We start from the raw sequence: 1,315 nt of genomic DNA, 5'->3' as shown, positions 1-1,315 counted from the left end.
GCGTTTGCGGCATCGGACCGTCAGCGGCCGAGCACACCAGGATGGCGCCGTCCATCTGCGCGGCGCCCGTGATCATGTTCTTCACGTAGTCAGCGTGGCCCGGGCAGTCGACGTGTGCGTAGTGGCGGTTCGCCGTTTCGTACTCGACGTGTGCCGTGTTGATCGTGATGCCGCGCGCCTTTTCTTCCGGCGCCGCGTCGATCTGGTCGTAGGCCTTTGCTTCACCGCCGAACTTTGCGGTCAGCACCGTCGTGATCGCCGCCGTCAGCGTGGTCTTGCCGTGGTCAACGTGACCGATTGTGCCGACGTTCACGTGCGGCTTGGTCCGCTCAAACTTACCTTTGGCCATTTTCGACTCCTAAGAGGATTTTTCCGTACGTTGCGCCAGGCGCAAACAATCACTTGATACTGGCTGGTGCCCATGGGCAGGATCGAACTGCCGACCTCTCCCTTACCAAGGGAGTGCTCTACCACTGAGCCACATGGGCGCTGCATCTACTTTGCCTGCTGGAGCGGGTGAAGGGAATCGAACCCTCGTCGTAAGCTTGGAAGGCTTCTGCTCTACCATTGAGCTACACCCGCAAGGATCTGTCGATTCCCAACAAACGCTTTACAGCCTTGAAATCTGGTGGAGGAGGTTGGATTCGAACCAACGTAGGCGTAAGCCAACAGATTTACAGTCTGCCCCCTTTAGCCACTCGGGCACCCCTCCGCAGAGAACTGATGATTATGGGGGAGCGATAACACTTTGTCAAGCGTTACTTGTCCGCTCGGAACCCATAGGCTCTCACTTATAGTAGAGCCGTAAACGCCACGACCCCGCCTGCTGAGGGGCGGGGTCGGGTCTGGGGTAAGGAGCCTGACGATTACCTACTTTCACACGGGCAATCCGCACTATCATCGGCGTGGAGTCGTTTCACGGTCCTGTTCGGGATGGGAAGGGGTGGGACCGACTCGCTATGGTCATCAGGCATGACGGGTTGCTGCGCCGCTGGTTTGAGCGCCGCAGCCAATCGGGAAGAAGCGTAAAGGGTGTGTTGGGGTTGTGTTGTTTGTACCGGCACAACACSGATCTCTCGACCGTCTGCGTGTCCTGCCCCCTTCGGGGGCGCGGTCCGGGTCATGCCGAAGCATTAACCATGACCGTAAAACACACCGGTTATAGGATCAAGCCTTACGGGCAATTAGTATCAGTTAGCTTAACGCATTACTGCGCTTCCACACCTGACCTATCAACGTCCTGGTCTTGAACGACCCTTCAAGGGGCTCGAAGCCCCGGGGATATCTCATCTCAAGGCGAGTTTCCCGCTTAGAT

1 protein-coding gene, 3 tRNA genes and 2 rRNA genes are annotated in these 1,315 nt (G+C 57.8%); all 6 read right to left on the bottom strand.

Annotated features, from left to right (window positions below; all coding sequences use genetic code 11):
- Positions 1 to 349 (bottom strand): GTP-binding protein (locus GCT13_RS47715; RefSeq protein ID WP_193727973.1); only part of this gene is annotated, 349 nt, incomplete at its 3' end.
- Positions 350 to 413: 64 nt separating this feature from the next.
- Positions 414 to 488: transfer RNA gene (locus GCT13_RS47710), tRNA-Thr, on the bottom strand.
- Between the two features lie 20 nt (positions 489 to 508).
- Positions 509 to 582 (bottom strand) — tRNA-Gly (locus tag GCT13_RS47705).
- A 44-nt stretch (positions 583 to 626) separates the two neighbouring features.
- Positions 627 to 712 (bottom strand) — tRNA-Tyr (locus tag GCT13_RS47700).
- A gap of 145 nt (positions 713 to 857) precedes the next feature.
- Positions 858 to 971 (bottom strand): 5S ribosomal RNA (rrf, locus tag GCT13_RS47695).
- Positions 972 to 1,163: 192 nt separating this feature from the next.
- Positions 1,164 to 1,315 (bottom strand): 23S ribosomal RNA (locus GCT13_RS47690); the annotation flags it as partial.

The organism is Paraburkholderia franconis (genome assembly GCF_009362735.1).
In the GTDB taxonomy this organism is placed as follows: domain Bacteria; phylum Pseudomonadota; class Gammaproteobacteria; order Burkholderiales; family Burkholderiaceae; genus Paraburkholderia; species Paraburkholderia franconis.
Note: the sequence above shows the minus strand (reverse complement) of the source record. Positions and strands in the feature narration are given on the sequence as shown.